At 42.7% G+C, this 19054-nt stretch carries 22 protein-coding genes and 1 pseudogene; 13 read left to right on the top strand and 10 right to left on the bottom strand.

What is annotated here, in order from left to right; all coding sequences use genetic code 11:
* Positions 1–3 precede the first annotated feature (3 nt).
* The 6 genes from QUB68_RS24640 to QUB68_RS30010 all read left to right on the top strand — a co-directional run bounded on the left by QUB68_RS24640 (position 4) and on the right by QUB68_RS30010 (position 3847).
* Positions 4–639 carry a hypothetical protein gene (locus QUB68_RS24640; protein ID WP_332997385.1) on the top strand — a complete coding sequence of 212 codons (636 nt, stop codon included), beginning with the start codon at positions 4–6 and terminating at the stop codon, positions 637–639.
* 44 nt (positions 640–683) lie between these two features.
* On the top strand, positions 684–1280 hold the full coding sequence (locus QUB68_RS24645; RefSeq protein WP_332997387.1) for a hypothetical protein: 597 nt from the start codon (positions 684–686) through the stop codon (positions 1278–1280).
* A gap of 140 nt (positions 1281–1420) precedes the next feature.
* On the top strand, positions 1421–1846 hold the full coding sequence (locus tag QUB68_RS24650; protein WP_332997389.1) for a hypothetical protein: 426 nt from the start codon (positions 1421–1423) through the stop codon (positions 1844–1846).
* A gap of 63 nt (positions 1847–1909) precedes the next feature.
* Positions 1910–2485: a hypothetical protein gene (locus QUB68_RS24655; protein WP_332997391.1), complete on the top strand. Its 576-nt coding sequence runs from the start codon at positions 1910–1912 to the stop codon at positions 2483–2485.
* A gap of 217 nt (positions 2486–2702) precedes the next feature.
* Entirely contained in the window at positions 2703–3341 is a 639-nt protein-coding gene (locus QUB68_RS24660) for a hypothetical protein (RefSeq protein ID WP_332997393.1), read from the top strand.
* Between the two features lie 317 nt (positions 3342–3658).
* Positions 3659–3847 (top strand): transposase, encoded by a 189-nt coding sequence (locus QUB68_RS30010; RefSeq protein ID WP_442923122.1) that lies wholly within the window; start codon positions 3659–3661, stop codon positions 3845–3847.
* Positions 3848–3944: 97 nt separating this feature from the next.
* Here QUB68_RS30010 and QUB68_RS24665 read toward each other — a convergent pair whose 3' ends face one another.
* The 3 genes from QUB68_RS24665 to QUB68_RS24675 all read right to left on the bottom strand — a co-directional run bounded on the left by QUB68_RS24665 (position 3945) and on the right by QUB68_RS24675 (position 5422).
* Positions 3945–4757: a hypothetical protein gene (locus QUB68_RS24665; RefSeq protein ID WP_332997395.1), complete on the bottom strand. Its 813-nt coding sequence runs from the start codon at positions 4755–4757 to the stop codon at positions 3945–3947.
* A gap of 222 nt (positions 4758–4979) precedes the next feature.
* Entirely contained in the window at positions 4980–5159 is a 180-nt protein-coding gene (locus QUB68_RS24670) for a hypothetical protein (RefSeq protein WP_332997397.1), read from the bottom strand.
* A 62-nt stretch (positions 5160–5221) separates the two neighbouring features.
* A complete protein-coding gene (locus QUB68_RS24675) occupies positions 5222–5422 on the bottom strand; it encodes a hypothetical protein (protein ID WP_332997399.1) in 201 nt (66 codons plus the stop codon).
* Positions 5423–5456: 34 nt separating this feature from the next.
* Here QUB68_RS24675 and QUB68_RS24680 point away from each other — a divergent pair, with 34 nt between their 5' ends.
* The gene (locus QUB68_RS24680) at positions 5457–5606 is read left to right on the top strand and encodes a hypothetical protein (RefSeq protein WP_332997400.1); all 150 of its coding nucleotides are present in this window, start codon (positions 5457–5459) and stop codon (positions 5604–5606) included.
* Between the two features lie 95 nt (positions 5607–5701).
* Here QUB68_RS24680 and QUB68_RS24685 read toward each other — a convergent pair whose 3' ends face one another.
* The 3 genes from QUB68_RS24685 to QUB68_RS24695 all read right to left on the bottom strand — a co-directional run bounded on the left by QUB68_RS24685 (position 5702) and on the right by QUB68_RS24695 (position 9129).
* A complete protein-coding gene (locus tag QUB68_RS24685; RefSeq protein ID WP_332997402.1) occupies positions 5702–6352 on the bottom strand; it encodes a hypothetical protein in 651 nt (216 codons plus the stop codon).
* A 16-nt stretch (positions 6353–6368) separates the two neighbouring features.
* Positions 6369–7259, bottom strand: coding sequence for a hypothetical protein (locus tag QUB68_RS24690; RefSeq protein WP_332997404.1), 891 nt, complete (start codon positions 7257–7259; stop codon positions 6369–6371).
* A gap of 274 nt (positions 7260–7533) precedes the next feature.
* Positions 7534–9129: a protein kinase domain-containing protein gene (locus QUB68_RS24695; protein ID WP_332997406.1), complete on the bottom strand. Its 1596-nt coding sequence runs from the start codon at positions 9127–9129 to the stop codon at positions 7534–7536.
* Positions 9130–9657: 528 nt separating this feature from the next.
* Here QUB68_RS24695 and QUB68_RS24700 point away from each other — a divergent pair.
* The 6 genes from QUB68_RS24700 (at position 9658) to QUB68_RS24725 (ending at position 14122) form a co-directional block, all read left to right on the top strand.
* Complete coding sequence (locus QUB68_RS24700; RefSeq protein ID WP_332997408.1) at positions 9658–10092, top strand: lysozyme inhibitor LprI family protein; 435 nt, start codon at positions 9658–9660, stop codon at positions 10090–10092.
* Between the two features lie 19 nt (positions 10093–10111).
* Positions 10112–10804 carry a hypothetical protein gene (locus tag QUB68_RS24705; RefSeq protein ID WP_332997410.1) on the top strand — a complete coding sequence of 231 codons (693 nt, stop codon included), beginning with the start codon at positions 10112–10114 and terminating at the stop codon, positions 10802–10804.
* A 17-nt stretch (positions 10805–10821) separates the two neighbouring features.
* Positions 10822–10962, top strand: coding sequence for a hypothetical protein (locus QUB68_RS24710; RefSeq protein ID WP_332997412.1), 141 nt, complete (start codon positions 10822–10824; stop codon positions 10960–10962).
* Between the two features lie 207 nt (positions 10963–11169).
* On the top strand, positions 11170–11883 hold the full coding sequence (locus QUB68_RS24715; RefSeq protein WP_332997414.1) for a tyrosine-type recombinase/integrase: 714 nt from the start codon (positions 11170–11172) through the stop codon (positions 11881–11883).
* 129 nt (positions 11884–12012) lie between these two features.
* The gene (locus QUB68_RS24720) at positions 12013–12939 is read left to right on the top strand and encodes a GIY-YIG nuclease family protein (RefSeq protein WP_332997416.1); all 927 of its coding nucleotides are present in this window, start codon (positions 12013–12015) and stop codon (positions 12937–12939) included.
* A 1048-nt stretch (positions 12940–13987) separates the two neighbouring features.
* Positions 13988–14122, top strand: coding sequence for a hypothetical protein (locus QUB68_RS24725; RefSeq protein WP_332997418.1), 135 nt, complete (start codon positions 13988–13990; stop codon positions 14120–14122).
* A 604-nt stretch (positions 14123–14726) separates the two neighbouring features.
* Here QUB68_RS24725 and QUB68_RS24730 read toward each other — a convergent pair.
* The 4 genes and pseudogenes from QUB68_RS24730 to QUB68_RS24745 form a co-directional block, all read right to left on the bottom strand.
* Positions 14727–15198, bottom strand: a pseudogene (locus QUB68_RS24730) (ISKra4 family transposase); the annotation flags it as partial.
* Positions 15199–15312: 114 nt separating this feature from the next.
* Complete coding sequence (locus QUB68_RS24735) at positions 15313–15504, bottom strand: hypothetical protein (protein WP_332997420.1); 192 nt, start codon at positions 15502–15504, stop codon at positions 15313–15315.
* Complete coding sequence (locus QUB68_RS24740) at positions 15492–17675, bottom strand: hypothetical protein (RefSeq protein WP_332997422.1); 2184 nt, start codon at positions 17673–17675, stop codon at positions 15492–15494. Before QUB68_RS24740 ends, QUB68_RS24735 begins: the two co-directional genes overlap by 13 nt.
* Positions 17659–19041: a hypothetical protein gene (locus QUB68_RS24745; RefSeq protein WP_332997424.1), complete on the bottom strand. Its 1383-nt coding sequence runs from the start codon at positions 19039–19041 to the stop codon at positions 17659–17661. The genes QUB68_RS24740 and QUB68_RS24745 overlap by 17 nt, the downstream gene beginning before the upstream one ends.
* Positions 19042–19054 lie beyond the last annotated feature (13 nt).

The raw sequence follows: 19054 nt of genomic DNA on the forward strand, positions 1-19054 counted from the left end.
AATATGAAAAATCGATCGCCACTCACTATTACAATCAGTTTAGCCATTTTAGCGGCTACATCGTTACCCATTGTTGCACAACAATCTAAACGATATCCAACTGAAAATCAGTTACAACAACTAATGAATCAGTTCCGCAATTTTGTTGATTCACCTCCTGAAGGCTCTCGTGGGTTTTATCTTCGGGATACTCGCAATGCAGCTCAGTCTCAGAAGTTGATAGCGTTTGTCAGAGCTTGGTTGCCCGTTAATCCTGATGTAGTGCCTTTCCTCGGTCAATGGACGGCGTTAGAAGAAACTATGAATATCTATCCCTCAACTATCAAAGGTCAAGTGTGTATCATAGAAACTTTTATTCCGCCTAGCGATGAAATTGGGATAAGTTTTGCTAAAGGAACTATATCTGGTAAACATATTAGAACTAGCGAACGCACGATTTTGGTTCTAAAAGGTAACTATTTAGGAGTAGCTTTTATCAATACTAGCAACGATCGACCGGGCATTTACGAATACGCTTGGCCCAAACCGCTAAGAAATCTTGCTGAATTAATGCGCGGTATTCCCCAAGTTGACAGGAATCGCTTCCTGCAACAATTCAAAGAAGCTGGTTGTACGGAGTCTTTGCCAAAACAACGATAGATTAATCTTGCTGAACTAACTAAAGGAAACTAAAAAGGAATTGCATGAAAAAAATATCGCTAATTAGCTTAATGGTTTGCTTGACTGTTTTAGGATTTGAATCCTTCCCAACTCAAGCACAAAGTCGTCAAGTTTGTAAAAGAGGAGCGTTTGTCGATCCAGCTAGAGAAAGCAAAAAGGTTAGAAACCCAGATTTGGGATTTTTGTTTGATATTCCGGCGAATTATACCAGCGAAACAAGTCGCAGCGATAATATCACTCATGTACTTTTGTATAACCCTAATGAACAGGAATTAAATGCTTGCTGTAAGAAAAATAGGCAAATAGGTTGTGATGGTAATCCCTCATTGGTTTATGTAAAAATAGAGCAAGCCAAGCCTAACACTCGCCTGCTTCCCGAACTTAGTGCAGATGAGCGATTAGAAAATATCAAACCAACAACCATTGCCAATCAAAAAGCATTAGTTTACGTCAAAATAAGCACGGCGAACGGTGTAAACACTTTTTTGACAGCTAGTTTTATGGCTCCTAATACTAAGTACAAAATTACTGTTGTTGCGTTTAGTTATACAGCAAAAATCAACCCAATTGATGAACGAGTTTTCCAAAGAGTAATCTCTTCATTTGCTTTTGTTAAGTAACTGTACTCAAAGATTAGACAATCGACTTGATCGACTTTAAATCAATGCCATAACAAGCACAACTTAAGCAGTGATTCAAGGCAAAGCTCGAACACATTTTTTGTTGCCACAACACATCATTAGTCAAATTTATGTTAATTATGAACAAAAACCTGAAGATTTTCGCTACTTTATTACCCATTTTAGCAATGGGCATTTTTGTAGCCCCTGGACGTGCAGGGAGAGTTGAGCCAACACCTGTTTCCTGTTGGTTTTTTCGGGGAGATAGAGTAGAACTCAAGCAAACCTGCATCTACGAGTCCCGATCGTGGGCAGGAGGAGGAGTAATTTTCTTGCGCTGGGAAGATGGTGTGCAAACAAAAATAGCTAGAGGTTTTCAAGAACGTGGAGAAAAACCTTGTGGTGATAATAATGGTATCGATGGTGTCTGTGGCGTGACATATTTGCGTGATTCTACAACATTCAAACGGCTCTCTGAAGAAGAGCGTCAAAAGCCTGCGATAAACCGTCAGTCGCGCATTGCCTGCGTCCAAGTAGGAGATAAATCAATCTGCTGGCTTAGATGAAATGACAGATTATATAAAATGGCAATCATGCTGTTAAACACTATAAAAAAAGGAGTTCGGGCTATGCAAAAGTTAAACAGTTTCAGAAAGTTCTTGACCTTCTTTATCAGCGCGGTTGTCATTGTTTCAGTTTGGGCAACATCAGCTAGCGGTCAAGCCCAACTAACAGAACGATCGAAATTGGCGATTAATGGAATCGGGCCGATACGAGTAGGAATGACCGTTGATGAAGCATCGCGGTCTGCTAAAGTTAGGTTGCTCAAAGCTGGTATTGGCGGTCTAAGCGAAGAGTTGTGCTCCTATGTTCAACCACAAGGAGAACCCAAAGGAATGAGTTTTATGTTAACAAAAGGTCGGATTGTTAGAGTAGATATCAGGAACAAGCAGGTTACTACTATTAGAGGAGCTAAGATTGGAGATACTGAAGACAGGATTTTTTCGCTATATCCAAGTCAGATTAAAGCAACTCCACATCCTTATGTTGGTCGCTCACCTTACAACGGAAAATATTTAACTTTTGTTCCTAAAGATGCTGCCGACAAAAACTATCGTATTATTTTTGAAACCAGCAAAAATCGGGTGACAAGTTTCCGGTCTGGGCAACTTCCTCAAGTTGAATACATAGAAGGTTGTGCTTAACAGCGATCGCCCAAACTCTCAATCTCTTAGTACTACCAACTACCTTTTGTTCAAATGTTTCCTGAACTCAGCTACCGCGTTAAGAAAATCCACAGATTGATGCAGTCGTGCAGTAAATGCAAGAATAAGGAATCTCGAATAACTTATTGCGCTAGCCCGTGTTCTGTGCCCGCAAGCGGTTGGTAAGGTTTCCAAAGCAATAGCAAAGGTTGGTCAAATGGATGAAGTCGTCAAGAAAGTAGCTGGTTTGGGTTTACCCGGTGTCATCCTGGTGGTGACGATGGCTGCGACAGGTTTTACAGGAGCAGCGGCCATTACAGCAGCTTTAGCATTTCTGGGTGGCCCTGCGGGAATGTTAGGCGGCATTGCCGTGCTAGGTTTGACAGGATTGATTGCAGATGCTTTGACAAAAGTGGGGGTGGAGGACTTGCTGACAGCGATTTATTGCCAAAGGCGCTTATCTGAACCGCACGGGAAACTTTTAAAAGAGATTGAGAAATTGTCCTTGTTTGACGGCGACATTAAGGAAAGGCTTCAAATGACGGTGACGGATGGGTGTGGTTGTGCGGCAGCGACGATCGTTACTAATATTCCTGATATCACAGGCTCGGCAATCGCTATTTTACAAGCTGTTCCAGGCATGACTCCAGCACACCACAGGGATTTTAAAAGTTCCCATCCAATAATTAGGCTCAGGGATGGGACGGCGGTTAGGGCTTGGAAAAACCCCATCGGCGTTGACCACATTTTTTTAGGCGATCCCGATGGCAGAATGATTTATGGCGGCTACGTGGGCTGGATTCACAGTGAGGGTTTGAATCAAGCTCTTTCGCAGATAAGAAGTAATTTAACCTAAAACGGATAGGTTCGGCGATCGCAAAACCTTGTACATCAGCAATCGCAATATGGTATCGGAAACTAAACGTTTAGTTTAGTTTGCCTTTCAAAGCTGGTTAATTTTCCTTGTGGCTAAGCTTCTTATTTCCGATAAATTTCACATAGCGATCGCCTTCCTAACTCCTGAACTCCGTATCTTTCCTTTGCTACTGAGTTCACAGTCTGTTATCTCAATATAACTCACCTAAAACGTCGGGGAATCTAGTTATTTTTTCTGACGATAAGTTACAGGGAAACCGCTCGCCAAATTGACGTTGCCATGCTTTACAGGCATCGATCTGGCTTGTTTTCTCATGCAAGGCTCTCTCAGGCACCTCTAGGGGTATCAGTTTTATGGATTTCACCAGTCTCAAGGTCTGCCATAACTGTCGCATTCAGTTACACAAAGTATTCAAGAACCTGGCAGCAGGGGGCAAAACCTCGGTTGACTGCTTCCTTGGCTTCAAGAGTGCATCTGGTGGTTAAGGATAAAGATAAGTTGCTGAACTTTTTGTTTACCCTAAACAATATGGTTGTGACAAATGAGTTAACCCATAAATTAAAATTAAACAAGTTATTTGCATCATTTTCTAAATAATTTCTTGTAGCGTTGTAAAAAAGCAAAAATTAAAAAAATAACTTGACCGCTTATCATAATGAGTTGGTATATTTTGAATGCTATAAACTCTAATACTGATTCTTTTTGTATTTTAACTGGCTGGGAATTGTTAAATCTGTTGTCTAAATTAATTGTCGTGTTTTGACTGCAATCCTTCACAGAGAGGTTATATTTTATTTTTTCGATAAGGAAGTCCCAACTAGCAGGGTCTAACCGAATGGCATCGTCAGCACCACTTTCTGCTAAGTATCTATCCCGATCGCCTACCATGACTTGACCACACAATTTTAAAATAACGGGAATTTGTGCGTTTTCTGGATTAGATTTTAACATTTGAACAATCTCCATCCCCTCTACTCGTCTATCATTGTATTTACCTGAATACATCTTATCGACTATAATTATATTCACTTGTTTGTTAGTTGCGATTTTCATTGCTGTTTCTACGTCAAACCCATAATATGCAACCAAATTCGATTTGAACATGAACATTCTCGCTGCCACAGTAAAATTTAACAAATTATCTCCAACCATTAAAACCTTTATTGAGTCTTTAAGCTCTTCAGGTTCATCAATCTCTGCAATGGCACAACAATTCATAGGATGAAATTTAAAAATAGCAATTATTTTTAAATTTTCATTCTGAAAACCCAGTAAATCAGAACAGACTTTTGCAGGAAGTGAGCAATAGACTAAATTCCACCGACAGGAGTTTGTATCTGGCTCACCGACCAGTAATTTGACATAACAAAGCCAGAAAGAAAATCCACTACTCATTATTGCATTCTAGTTAATTCGCTACTTTTATTCATAAACAAGTTGGTGCTTTTAAAGATACCTATTTAACCTTTACTTGGCTCTCAATTTTGCAACGGGTTAGTTTACGCAGTTTTAGTTTGTCCAGGGATAACCTTACCTTTGCCCAAAATATTTAGATGTCGAGTTCTCAATTAATGCGCTCGCTTTTTATTGAAGCCAAGTATGTAACTGTTCGATCGACTAAAACATTTCATCCAATAAATCGGTAACATCTCCTTGGTCACGACCCCGGTTATCATCGTAAATCATCAGCGTGTTGAGGTTCCTGTGCCTGCTGAATTTCTGAACCTTCCGCACATTCCCATCCGTCGCATCCAGTGCCGCCGTGATAACTGAGTCTTGGATGCGGTGAGGGGACATCTGCTTTTTAATACTAGCTTTTTCGCTGTGACGGACAACAATCTTGGGGATACCGTCGCCGATTAACCGATGTCCCAGTTAGGAAAATCAAGCGCTGTGAATAAGGGGTCAGTTTCCCCGGCTCGAATTGGTTTAACTTCCAGCCAATCGGCGATCGCTTGAACAGTCACGGCTCCCAAGTCCACTACTTCCGACTTAATGCCACGTCCCTTACCCCATATCCGCAAAGTCTTATTCACCGGGTCACAGTCACGGGCACTCAATTGACTAACTTCGTTAACACACTCAAAGTCTGGGATGAGAGAAAGTGGAGAGGCGATCGCTACTTTCATGGGAGATGGTGCCTCATTTTCCTGCGACGTTGCGCCAGATAAAGTAACAATTGTAGCTGGTGAAGCATCGGAACGACTGCATTTCTTACGCTTGCAAAATACCAAAGAACTCTAAAGTGTGAATCGGGCGATATTTAGTTTAATGGCACGGGTTTTGACACTCTTAGGGGTTGCAGACTTAACAAACCCTCAATCTGCACCTGAAAATTCTCACGGGTTGGGTCGAACGCAGCGATCGCCCCCATCGGGAAATTTCTCGTTCAAACTCTGATTGAAATAATACTGACACCAAAATTCTGCGACTTCTAACAATCTGGGTACAGATTCAGCAACGATACCCGAACCAGACTGCAATCCATAACCTTCTACATATTCTCTAGCTAGTTTATAAGCCCAATAGGGAAAATCTGTCTCTACAAAACAGCGCAGTGCATACTCTAGCTTTAGTAAATCTCCACTGCGGACAAAGCGCACCGTTGTCCACCTAAAATTGCGGTAGTCATCCCCTTGTAAGCCATCAATGTCTGTCAATAAGCTTCTCAAAGATTGTCGGCTTTCGTAACTAGGGTTTTCTCGGTAACTTTGCATCAGTGCGATCGCTTCACCCACTAATTGTTTTTGCTGTTCCCATTCTTCACTGGTGAAATGTTCGGGACAATTCGCTAGATTAATCTGTTGCTGCACCAGTCGAGCAATGTAGAGCCCAAACTTTTCGGCTGCGACTTCATCAACGCACAAACTTTTGATACTCGTCAGCCTGGTTATCGGTATGGCAAATCGAGTTTTTTCAACTTCTTGAGTGGTTTGAATCCACTTCTTGATTTTATTGGCAGTAGCACGTTGTTGGTTGTTTGGTTTCATCTTCAATTGCCGACTTTTAATATCCTGATTGAAGCAACGCTCCAGAGAGCAAATCTGTTAGTTGGAGTGTAAGAGCCCACTGGTTTAAGTAAGCGAGATCGAGTCGTTCCCCTTGCACCTTCAAAACTCCCAACACATCCCTCCACTGCTTTTGGGAACCGCCAGGAATTAGTTGGTACCAACTGAGTTTTTGCAGGACGATATCTTCGGGCGAGTAGATATAGATTCCCTCCTCTGTTAAACCGCTAACCGGATGAAGCTGGCGACGACTCATCACCGAAGCGGAAAAAGGGTCATCGCTGCTCATCACAAAAATGTCTGCTTTCTCCATAGAAGGCAAATAGATGACATTGAACGATGATTCGCGGGGTGCGGCTTTTGACTTGGCAATTGCTTCAGTCACAGCCGATTCGCTTATGTAAAACTCGCCTGACATGGCATCAATTAATCTCTGTGCGGTTCGGGCTTCCAAATCAATCACTAAGTCCAAATCTTGCGTAGATCTGTTTTCTCCCAACAGCGAACTTGCCACCGAACCTCCCACCACATAGGGAATATTCAGCGGTAGCAAGATGCTGGCTATTTTTTGCGCTAATTCGATCGGATCTGCAATCACGAGTTCACCCCAATCTTTACTGTTTGATAAAACTTCTATCCACTCAGCACCTAAGCACCTTTTAATAAATTCTTGCCGAACTTTTGCCTCAGTAGCATTGGGATACTGGGTCTTTATTCCAGATATTGCCAGCCTTCGCACTCCTTGATTGAAAGCGCAAGTCCGTTGTACTTTTTGTTGGGGCCTTAACTGTCGCAATAGCTGAAACATCAGCACGTCAGCTTCAATGCTGGTATCAATAGATTGTGGCTTGTATCCTGACTTGACCGTGACTGTTGGCATTGGCGGCATGATGCAATCTCACTTCCTCCATAGATTCCACAATTGTATTATAGAATCAAAGTTTTTCAGGTGGGTTGGAAAAAATGAAGTTGCTTCTAATAAAGCCAGCATTTTGTGTTTGAAACAGCGGAAAAAAGAGGAAAAATCATGAAATAGCGATCGACCCCAAAACTTTTGGAATGTCCTCTGCTTCGCCTTCTCCCCTCATCGGTCGTATTTAGCCACTGTTGGATAAAGTAGCAGTACGCACCCTACAGATAGAGTTGGTGAGTCCAAGACTGTGTTAGTTTTTGTTGCAAACTTCTTTGATGAGTTGATACTCCGCATCATATCTGGGCGTAAACGAAGTTTGCCACCATGACCCTGCTTTTTTGACATCACCTTGTTTGTTGGTCAAAATATAGTTAGTTGGACGAATCATGGATGTTGGACAATAAACTCTAAAATCTGCTTTCAATCTATCTCCATCAGAATATACTAAAGTTGTTGAAGCAAGATATAGTTCTGGCTTATCAAGCAACTTAACGGAAATTTGAGAAGATGGGATAGGCTCTGGTGTAGGTAAAGTTCCTGTTGGTGTTGTTGGATAAATTGGTAATGGTTGTCGTGGAGTTGGTGTCGATGCAGGAATTGGCGATGGTTGTGGTTGAGGTGTAACTATCGGAGATGGAGGAATTGGCGATGGTTGAGATTGATCTGTAACAGTTGGAGATACAGGAATTGGCGATGGTTGTGCAGGTGGTATAACATTTGGTGATTTAGGAGTAACTGGAGTTTTTGGAGTAGGAGATTCTTTTACTGGCGAAGGAGACTTAGAAGGCTGTGGTGATGAAACTATTGGTGGAGTTTGGGCAATTGGAGTCGGTGATGGGTTTGAAATCGGTGATTGTTCTGGTTGTTTGGTTATCCAAAATCCTGCAATAATAGCCGTTGCAATGAAACTACCAAGCAACAAAGTTTGTTGGATATTCCCAAGCTTCGATGGAGCTGCGGAAATAACTGTTGGTTGTTGAATATTCTCAGGAATATCTGCGATGGTAGGACGGATAATTTGATGAACCTGAGATGTTTTAGATTGCAATGTTTGCAGCATTTCTTGTGCTGTAGTATATCGATCGCAACTATGAGCAGAAATTGCTTTATCTAAAATAACGGCGAGGGTAGGACTAACTTGGGGAGCATATTGCTTCCAAAGAATTTCACCTGTATAGTTATTAGTTTCTATATCCTGTGGCCGTTTGCCTGTCAGTAAATAAATAACGGTTAATCCAGTAGCGAATAAGTCACTACTATAAACTGGTCGTCCAGCCGCTTGTTCGGAAGACATAAACCCACGAGTGCCGATCGCAATTGAAGTCTGTGGACTTCCTGAAGAACTCATGGTGGTAGCTATGGCTTCTTTGACTGCACCAAAATCTATCAACACAGGCTTTTGGTCGGATTGTCTAATAATTATATTGTCTGGTTTAATATCCCGATGAATAATGTGTTTTTGATGAACGTAATCTAAAATTGGTAAAAAATTAACTAAAAAGTCTCTGACGTAACTCTCGCTGAAATTGGATTGTGATTGGATTATATCTGTGAGAGTCATGCCCTCTATTAGTTCTTGAACGAGATAGAAGTCATTGTTTTCTTCAAAATAAGCATAAAGTGTAGGAATCTTGCTGTGGCTACCCAAATCTTCCAAAATAGCTGCTTCTCGTTGAAAGCGCTCTTTGATTAATGGATAAAGTTGCGGATGGTGAGAAACTGGGTGTAGTTTTTTAACTACACACCGCCGTCCTGATGGCATTTGGGTATCTTCTGCGAGGAAGGTTTCCCCAAACCCGCCAGAACCAATAGATTTGAAAACTTGATACCGATTATTTAATAGCATAGTTGGGTGTCAAATATTGTTTTACGACATACAGCATTAAAGTCAAGCTAATTAAAATATTCCGCTGTGAATCAACTATGTTCCGGGAACCGAGCATGATAGTCAGCTTACTTGATTTGAGAATCAGATTTGACGTTACCGCTCGAACATCTTCACACCCACCTGTGCCCCTGAAACAGCGTGTTTCCTGACTGCATCCGCCCCCCAGTGCTAAACAATACCAGATAAATGCAGTAATGCAGTAATGCAGTAGAGCGTTGGATAAGGATGACCGCAAACAGAGAGAATATTGGTCTACTGTTGGCTGATGGGGTGAGTTTTGCCGATATCAGCTTCTGGTTGTGGCTAACCCAGCCTCAGAAACAGCAATGATTTGGCTCACTCTCTTTTGTACAAGCTTCACCACAACAGAACCAGAATCCGGTAAAAAGATTTAGAAGAAGGAAACTTCCTGAAACTGAGGATATGGAACGTTATTTGTAATATGGCAATTTTGGTCTGGGATTTAAATTGTAACAGAGAAGCAAAATGAGCAAAGGGCGAGCGATTTTTAGTTTATTAATAGTAAGTTTGGCTGTTGTTGGTGCTAACTCTGGGCCAGTCTTTGCAGGGCTACAACAAGATAGTACGGCGATACCAAACTACATAGCCCAGCAACAGCGTAATTGCAGCAATCCTCAAAGTAACGTAGAGTATCAGAGGTGTGCAAGATTAAGGTATGAAGCAGCGGACAAGCGCCTCAATCAGGTTTATCAACAATTAGTTGCTAAATTAAGTCGTAAAGAGCGATCGGTACTTTATCAAGAGCAGATTAAATGGATTAAGTCGCGGGACAAAAACTGCGAATTAGAAGTTTATGACAATCGCGGTGGTTCTGGTTATCGAGGTTTTTTGAATGAATGTTTGGAACGTAAGACCAAACAACGCACCGCTGAATTAGAGAATTATTTAAGAAAGAGATAAGGAATAGAAAGGATAATTTATGAAAAAGCAATCGATTTTAGGAATTATGCTCAGTTGTGCCGTGTTGGGAGCTTGCTATCTCACAAAACCCCAAACTGTAAATGCTGCACCTGCATCTATATTTACACCCATTCTTCGGGATATTAAGAATCAGATTCCGAGAGGATGGGTAATGCGCCTGCCTTCAAGTGTCAATATCAGCAATACTAAACTTTACCCGCAAGTAATTACAGACATCCCCGGAGAGTTTGCAGTCTGGCTCAATTCACAACCAAACTGCACGGCTAGAGCTTGTCAATTTGGAGTTATTGCGGTAGCCCAAGATTCTGAATATGCTGATAATTTGCGTTCCAAGCATATCTTTTCTAAGACATTCCTACAAAGAGTTAAGGCAATTAGACAACGCAATTATCAAACTAGGACTGAATCAGAGTCCACACTATTAAATAGCTCCGAGATGGCAGTGATAGAAAGAACATCCATCACCTTAAAGCCAGGGATTCAGGGCGTTTTCATTGCTCAAAATGGCGGAGGTGCTTCAACTCCACCTTCTCTGCACATTCTTTGGAAACAAGATGGTTTGAATTATCGAGCAACTATAAAAGGTGGATTTGATTACGACCGGAGTGTTGTGATCCAAAGTCAGAAATCAGCATTGATTAATCTAGCTATTTCGATGGCTAAAGAGTCTCCGATTAAAAGTGCTAACTAATTTTAATAGGACAAACTATGAGTTTCCGTCTCCATTTACTTGCAGGCGGTATTCTCGTCCCTGGCGATCGCGAACAATTATCCGATCGCTGTTTTTCGATGAACTTTCCAATATCATTTATTTTTAGAGTACCCGATAACGAACATTGGGACAATTAGGGTAGCCCAAATAGTTGACTTTCTTTCTGTTACCGCCGACTTCAATCATTACCAAATTGCAGTCCCGCGATCGTCCCTCACCCCATCCACGATCGCCCCGAATTCCCCTTGCCCCCGCCACCGCCGCGTTAAGAAATCCCTCAGACTGATGCAGCAATGTAACAAATATGCCAGACTTTCAAGCGTCAGGTCGGGTATACACCAAGCATGAAGATTGAGGGACATGGACAAGCCAAAATACTCACTCAAGCAGAAATCGAACTGTTATTTAACGATGGTTTGCAGACTCATCGCGATCGCACGCTCTTTGGAGTTTGCCTCTACACCGCTTGCCGGGTGGCGGAAGCTTGTTCGCTGGAAGTCGTGGATATATACAGCGCGAAGGGTACAGTCCGACCTACAATCAACTTTCGCAAACACAACACCAAAGGCAAACTCCAAACCCGCACGATTCCAGTTTTTGAGGACTTGCGAAGTCTCCTGATAGCTTGGAAACCCAACACCGGCACAACTTATCTGTTCCCAGGTCGCCACCGCTGTCACCATTGGAAGCACCTACACTCAAACTCGGCGGATAGAATTTTGAGAGAAGCGTTCGATCGCATAGGCATCGAGGGAGCATCAACCCACAGCTTCCGCCGCACTGCCCTGACTCAGATGAGCAATGCCGGCATTCCGCTACGAGTGATTCAAGAAATTAGCGGCCACCGCAACCTCGAACAATTGCAGCGATACTTGGAGGTACAGCCGGATCAAGTGCGGGGAGCCATCGCTTCGCTGTCCATGCTTTCCTACGGGAGAAAAAGTGTATTACCTCACGTACAGGATGAATCGTCTGCTGTGCCGTCCGTGCCGCTAACCCCATCGCAACTGTCACACACCCCCGAAGACGCATCGTTCCCTAAAGAAATCCTCGAATAACAGCCGGTTGGCTTGAGGCGATCGTTCTACTTCACACCACACGCGCTCTCAACTCAAGTTTTGTTACAATCCTCAATGTAAAGCGGGTGCACCTACGAAAACCTGCTTACTTAAAGGAAAATAATAGCGATGTGGCTAAAATTTGGTGTTGCGGACGGCGGAGAGTTGGCGGGCATTGATGATGTTGAACGCGGAAAAACCAAGCTAACTTGTCTCTACTGTGGCGGCTTCCTCACGGCAAAAAAGGGTTCGGTGAAAGAGCACCACTTTTCTCACACACAGGAAACTTGCAAACCTGTGTCGCAGCGGATTAAAACCAAGGCTTTCCCGACACTGCCGCTCTATGACAACTTTCATGTGCAACTCAAGGGTGATGAACTCGAACAGTTAAAAGTGCTGTGGAAAGAGTACGGCGCAGAAAACCGAGAGATTCCCAAGGATTTAATCAGCTTTCGCTGGGAGCTCAAAGGGTTGCTGGAATCGGAGGGCGATCGCGAATACCGGTTCACTCATCTCGGAAAAATCCCGGTTGGTGCGCTTCCCCTGGCGTTGTTTAACAAAGTCCAAGAACCCTTGCTGCTGGAGGAGTTGAGTAGGTTGGAGAATTCCTCCGCGGTGGCGGTCGCTGCTGGACTTTCCTGTGCAGGCGAAAGATTGGCTGACTTACAGATTTATCGATCGCAGCTTCGGCGGATTCTGATTAATTCGCTCTATTTCCTTGAGGTCAAAGCCGACGGTCAAACGTTCTACAAGATTGGCGTTACTACCCGATCGATCGACCAACGCATCGCCGAGGTGCAGCGGGATATGAAAGCGCATTACTCGGATGTGGTGGTAAACCTGCTGGGATTGTGGGAACACCGAGGCAATGTCGAGCTGTACTTCAAACACCGATATCAACCTTTTAATCACCGGATTGGCAAACTGACAGAGTATTTTTACTTTCCCAATGTCAAACCTATTTTGATTGATTTGTATGGGATGGAATCAAAAGTGCTGAGTGATGTTGAGCTTGATGTACTCAATTGCCAGCAATCTGATTCCGCTGCAAATTAATCTAGGCGATCGCTTCGCCCCGCTTTAAATCGAGGCGAACGCCCCGCTTTAAATCGAGGCGAACGCTACGCACGGGCGATGGCTTCGCCCCGCTTCGCTACGCAAACCTATCCGATTGAGCCCGTGCCATTCGAGCATAGCGTCCCACCAAATCCATGCAATCTTTCCGAATCTATAAGGTGATCAGGGCATAACGAGGGGTTAGACCCCACAAAATGCCCTGATCACCTGGTCTTTTCCTTGTCCTATATGGGTTTGAGAGAAGCGATCTAAGTGATCAGGGCAAAACGAGGGGTCTGACCATACGTTATGCCCTGATCACCTTTTCTTTTCCTTGCGCTATATGGGTTTGAGAAAAGCGATCCTCTTCGAGGGCTGCGCTAACAGGGTGATCAGGGTGTGATCGAACAACTCCTCTCTTTTTTAAGGGGGGTGGCTTGTTGCCGAGGAACCACCCCCACCCCTTCATTTTTTTGGGGAGTAGTACCCTGATCGCCCTGATCGCCCTGATCACCACCCTGAAACTGTTATTCTTTCGTTGTGTTTGAAGTGATCAGGGCATAACGAGGGGTCTGACCATACGTTATGCCCTGATCACCCTGATCGTTGAAACGACACACTCAAACCCTTGATTTTGCGTTAAAAATTTAGTGATCAGGGCAGATTGTGGGGTTAAACCCCTCGTTATGCCCTGATCACCATGATCGGCAGATTGTGGGGTTAAACCCCTCGTTATGCCCTGATCACCATGATCGGCAGATTGTTTGATTGCTAGACTCAAACAGTAAATTTTGCGTTATGTTTTTAGCGATCAGGGCAGAACGAGTATCCCGATCGCTTTGAAGAAGATTGAGAGCAAAAAAAAAAAGAGAGGATTGCCCAGTACCAAATCTGTAGCTGGGCAGAACAAGAGGTGCAGTTTGACGCTTCGCTACGTTTTGCTACGCTACGTTTTGCTACGTTATGCTACGCTACGTTTTGCTTTGCTACGCGGTTGTGAAATTTGGGTGACAAAACTTTTAATGACCGCACAGGAAAACTGACGCTTGTGTCTCGCTTTTTGGTCAAGGTTGTACTGCGGGATTTGTACGGGATGGAAGCTCGTGTGCTGAGTGACGTTGAGGTAAATGCGATCGACATCGACTTAAAACTGAAAAATATCTCTCTTTTCCCTTCGGAGTGAGGGAGCCGCAATTTTGTCATAATTAGGTTGATCCAAGGTTCTCCGACAAGGGTTAAGGTTAACAAGAATGTATACCAAATACCACGCTTATAAATCAGCTACTCACCGATTTTTTATAACAGAAGCTTGTCTTCTCAAAGGTTCGGTAATGCACTACCCAGCAAATATGGATCTAGTTGAAGCCAAATATCCTCAATCTCTTATGACTCTTGAAACTACACGCTTTTGGTTCGGAGAAATAATTGAAGATAATGGCGATTATGTGCGAATTTCAATTAGGAAAAGGCGGTATATTTCGGAGATTTTTTGATAGCCTTTTGGACTTGGACAGTGTGCGGAGAAGAGTTGGATGAGGGGATATTATTGGAGTTTTGAGCGGTGGTTTGGGAGAAACAGAGAAGGTGGCGGGAGTGTTGCGTTTCTTTACCTTTCGTTCTCAAACTGCCTGAGATAGGAAATCCCCAGATTGTTTTATAGTTAAGATTTATAGTTGCTCTGCTTGCTTAGTTTTTTGAGTCAGGAATCGATTGTTTGTTACAACATTTTACATCGTGTCCTATGGGAGCATAACAGTTATGCAATCAGTATAAATACTGATGATAATTTAAGCTGCTGCTTTGAGATTGATGCCAATCATTCCATTTAAGTAAGCTACTCGATGAGCCAAGACTTGCGGGACATTTCGCTCATTCCATTGTGCACCAGAAATTTTTATGCGACGACCAATTTGTTTGATTGCTGATTCCACAGCACCCGAGCCAATCGAACAAATCTTATTTGACTGATAATAGTGGTAATTAACGATTCGTGATCGGTGTTTGTTGAGATATAGGCAGAAATTCTTGGCAGCTTTTTTGGTCAGATTTACAAAAAGTTGTTTCGCTTTCTCTACCTGTCCCATCCATAAATAAGCTTTGGCCTGATTGGATTCTTCGTTGTGAACCGCCAACCTTATTCAGATTTTCGATCAGATGATACCAGTCAAAAATTTCTCGGTGTTGTCTATTGGGGGCGACTAAACCAATAATATTCCAAATTCCATCATATCCATCTCCCAGACAAGTAACAATCTTGGCTTGATGTTAACTTGACTTCTGAATGGCATCCTGAATCAATTTCAAACTGTCTTTTCTAACTTGAGTGATATCAATATCTGCTGTAACACTTAAAGCGTAATCTTCTATAAGCAACTATGGTGTTGCAGCAGAATTTTTATATTCAATAAATTCAAACTCTGTCAGTAATTCATGAAATTCATTTGCCATCCCAGCAGTAGCTAAGTGATAGGGCAGATTCAAAATATATTCAGTATCTTCAGATGAAAGGTTGTTGAGGTCAATCATGAGGTTAAATAGATCGCCATTTACAATTATTCCAGACATTCTAACCGTAAAAAACTTATTCTATCTGAGCGTCCACCAGCAACAATGGTCACTCCATCAGGAGAAATAGCACAAGCGTTTACCTCTCCCTCACAGTCAAAGGTCGTAATATCCTCGCCATTATTTAAATCCCAAACTTTAATGGTTTTGTCCCATGAACCCGAAACGACAAATCGCCCATCTGGTGTAATCGCAACTGTCCGCACCCAAGAATAGTGACCAATCAGAGTATTCAGTTCAGTTCCACTATTGATGTCCCAGACCTTAAGCGTATTGTCATTAGATGCTGAAACTGCTAATTTTCCGTCTGGAGTAATGGCTACTGCATTTACTAAATCAGTATGTCCAGTAAGAGTATGCAGTTTTGTTCCACTATTGATATCCCATACTTTGAGGGTTTTATTTCGTAAAGCTGAAATAGCGAGTCGTCCATCAGGAGTAATGGCAACTGCTGAGGCAGACTGTTCATTTATCACACGAAGTTCTGTTCCACTATCAAAATCCCAGACTCTAAGACTTTTGTTGGGAGATTCAGAAATAATCTGTTGACCATCAGGAGTAATAGCAAGTACCTCTCCGAAATAGTATCCAGTTATAGTACGAAGTTCATTCCCACTATGTAAATCCCATATTCTAATAGTGCGATCGTCAGAAGCGGAAATAACGTGTTTGCAATCAGGAGTAATCACCACTCCATTTACATGGTCTTTATGTCCAGTTAAAGTACGTATTTCAGTTCCAGTTGCTAAATCCCATATTTTGAGAGTACGGTCTTCGGAACTGGAAACAGCAAATCGTCCATCGGAACTAATGACGACTCTATTTATCCAGTCTTCATGCCCGGTTTTACCAATATCTTCCGCAGATAAATCCCAGACTCTGAGGGTATTATCTGAGGAAGCAGAAACCGCCCATTTCCCATCATGGGTAATAGCGATTGCATTCACAATTAAAGTGTGTCCAGAAAGAATTCGCAGTTCTTGCCTTGTTTGCAAATCGTAAACTTTAATAGGACTGGCATTTGAACCGCAAATAACTAATTTTCCATCTGTAGTAATAGCTACTGAGTGGAAACGATAAGCCTCTTCTATGATAATAGATACTTCATTTTTATTGCTTAGGTTCCACAGTCTCAGAGTATCATCATCAGCAGCCGAAACCACCCATTTCCCATCTGGAGTAATAGCGACTGCTCGTACTGTGCCAGTGTGCCCGGTGAGGACACACAATTGATTTCCGCTCTGCAAATTCCAAACTCTGAGGGTTTTATCCCATGCGCTAGAAACCGCTAGTTTACCATCTGGGGTAACGGCAACTGCATTCACCGACTCCGTATGTCCGATGAGGGTATGTACTTCATTTCCACTATTCAAATCCCAAATTTTGAGAGTATGATCTTGTGAAGCAGAGATAATAAGTTTACCATCGGGAGTAATAGCAACTGCATTTACTCCATTTTTATGCCCTGTTAGAGTACGCAATTCACTTTTATTGTGTAAATCCCAAACTTTGAGAGTACGATCGTTGGAAGCGGAAATCGCTAATTGTCCATTAGGAGCGATCGCAACCCCATTAATCTCACCAGCGTGCCCAGTGAGGGTATACAACTCAACTCCAGTGTATAAATCCCAGACTTTGAGAGTGCGATCGTCTGAACCAGAAACAGCTATTTTTCCATCGGGGGTAACAGCAACTGCTTTCACCCAGTCACGATGTCCGGTGAGGGTGCGGACTAATGTTCCTTCTGGTGGTGTCAGATTAGATGTCAAAGGACGCAACCAGGGATATCCCAATTCCTTTGTTTGAGCAAGCATTGCTTGAATTTCATGCTGTTTGAAGGACAGTAAACGACCCCAGAGTTGTCCTGCTAGTTGTGCTGGATCATCAGCCAAAACATTTGCCGCTAAGTTAATTGCACTTTTGATTAATTTCAGACTAGCTTTTTTTTCATCAGATATCAGAATATCAGGTGCTAAAGCTAAATCATAATCTTCAATTAATACCTGTGGTGTTAAATCATAAACCTTAGCCTCAATGAAATCAAAATCAGTCAAAAAGCGAAATAATTTATTGTTATGACCAGCTTGTGCCATGTGAATTGGTAAGTTTTTCAAGGCATAATTTCGATCGTCATCAGATAAACTGGCTAACCAATCAAATATCTTCATCATTATCAAACAATCCTTTTGTTAAACTATTGACTATTAATTGATTTATCCCTGGGATTGTCAGCCCTGTTTCCTCTAAAATGTCCTTACGGTGCAAAAAATCCCGAAAACTGGTGTGGTAAACGCTATAGCGCTTTTGATGCTCTTTGATGAAATTGTGCAAAAACTGTTCCCACTCATTCAATACAGGTTGCACTATACGACTATCCTCTCCCGAAAAATCACAAATTTGTTGGCGAGAAACAGGTTGCTTCACCTCTCCTAGAATGTAGACAATTTTAATTTTGGCATCTGGCAAGGGATTAGCAGTCATTCCCATGCGTCGCCAGTGAAAACTATAGTAGCCTTGTAGACCTTGAGGGAAGCTTTCAAGAGTTAAATCTTTATATAATCCTTTTTCAATGTCTAGCAGGACATAGCGCAAGTACATAAAATTGTTTTCACTTTTATTTGCTATATTATCAGTAAATAGAATGATTGTTTCTTGGCGTTCATCAATCTGCTGGCGTAAATTTTCACTATCATCAACCCGGTTCTGGATGTATAGGCGCACATCTCGCTGGCTATCAATCTGATAGTCCAGCAGACTGATAATTTGATTGGGTGCGTAGGTTGTCAATGGCACTTCTACACCCCGTCGCCTAGTCATGATGAAATACACTCCGTCAGGTAAGTGAGGTGGCAGGTATAAGATATTTGCGTCCCTGTAACTGCCTGAGTCAACTTCATCCAAAGCATCAACAGCTATTACTATAGATTGACCATTTCTTCTTTGGGCTACTTCGTCCAACAAATGCCCCAGAAACTCTCCATCTAGCGTCGTATTGGATGGTAAGGAATCATAAGGCATTTGGTAACGGGCAATCAGTTGCTTGCAGACACTTTTCAAAAATTGGTCTGCCCGATTTGGCCCTTGCAGTTGCACGTTGAAATGGGCGATGCACCCGTTATCTTGCACGTACTTTGCCAAGATTGCGCTTTTACCCTGTCCGGGGTCGCCAATAATAGTGAAGTAGCCCTTTTTGTTTTCTTGTATGAAGGCCTGTATGGCATCAAACACGTACTCGCGCCCAACGAAACCTTCTGTTTTGTCTTGGATTAGTGACTGGAACTGGCTGAGAACAGTTGATGGTTTCTGGATAGCGCGGATGAGGGCTTGCATGGCCTCATCGTTGAGTTCCAAGTAAGTGCGATCGCCTATCTGTACCCCTTGCCCCTGCCCGATGTTAACGTTGTACTTGCCAAATTGGGTAGCAATTTGGCGCTCGCCCGCACTCAACACCTGACGCAAGATAGCTATATCTGCTTCAGTCTGCTCACCAGCAGCAATGTGGTCAATAATGTTACTTAGCTCATCAGGGTTGGTCATTTTTAAAGCTCTC

The organism is Microcoleus sp. A006_D1, from assembly GCF_036702805.1.
Lineage (GTDB): Bacteria > Cyanobacteriota > Cyanobacteriia > Cyanobacteriales > Microcoleaceae > Microcoleus.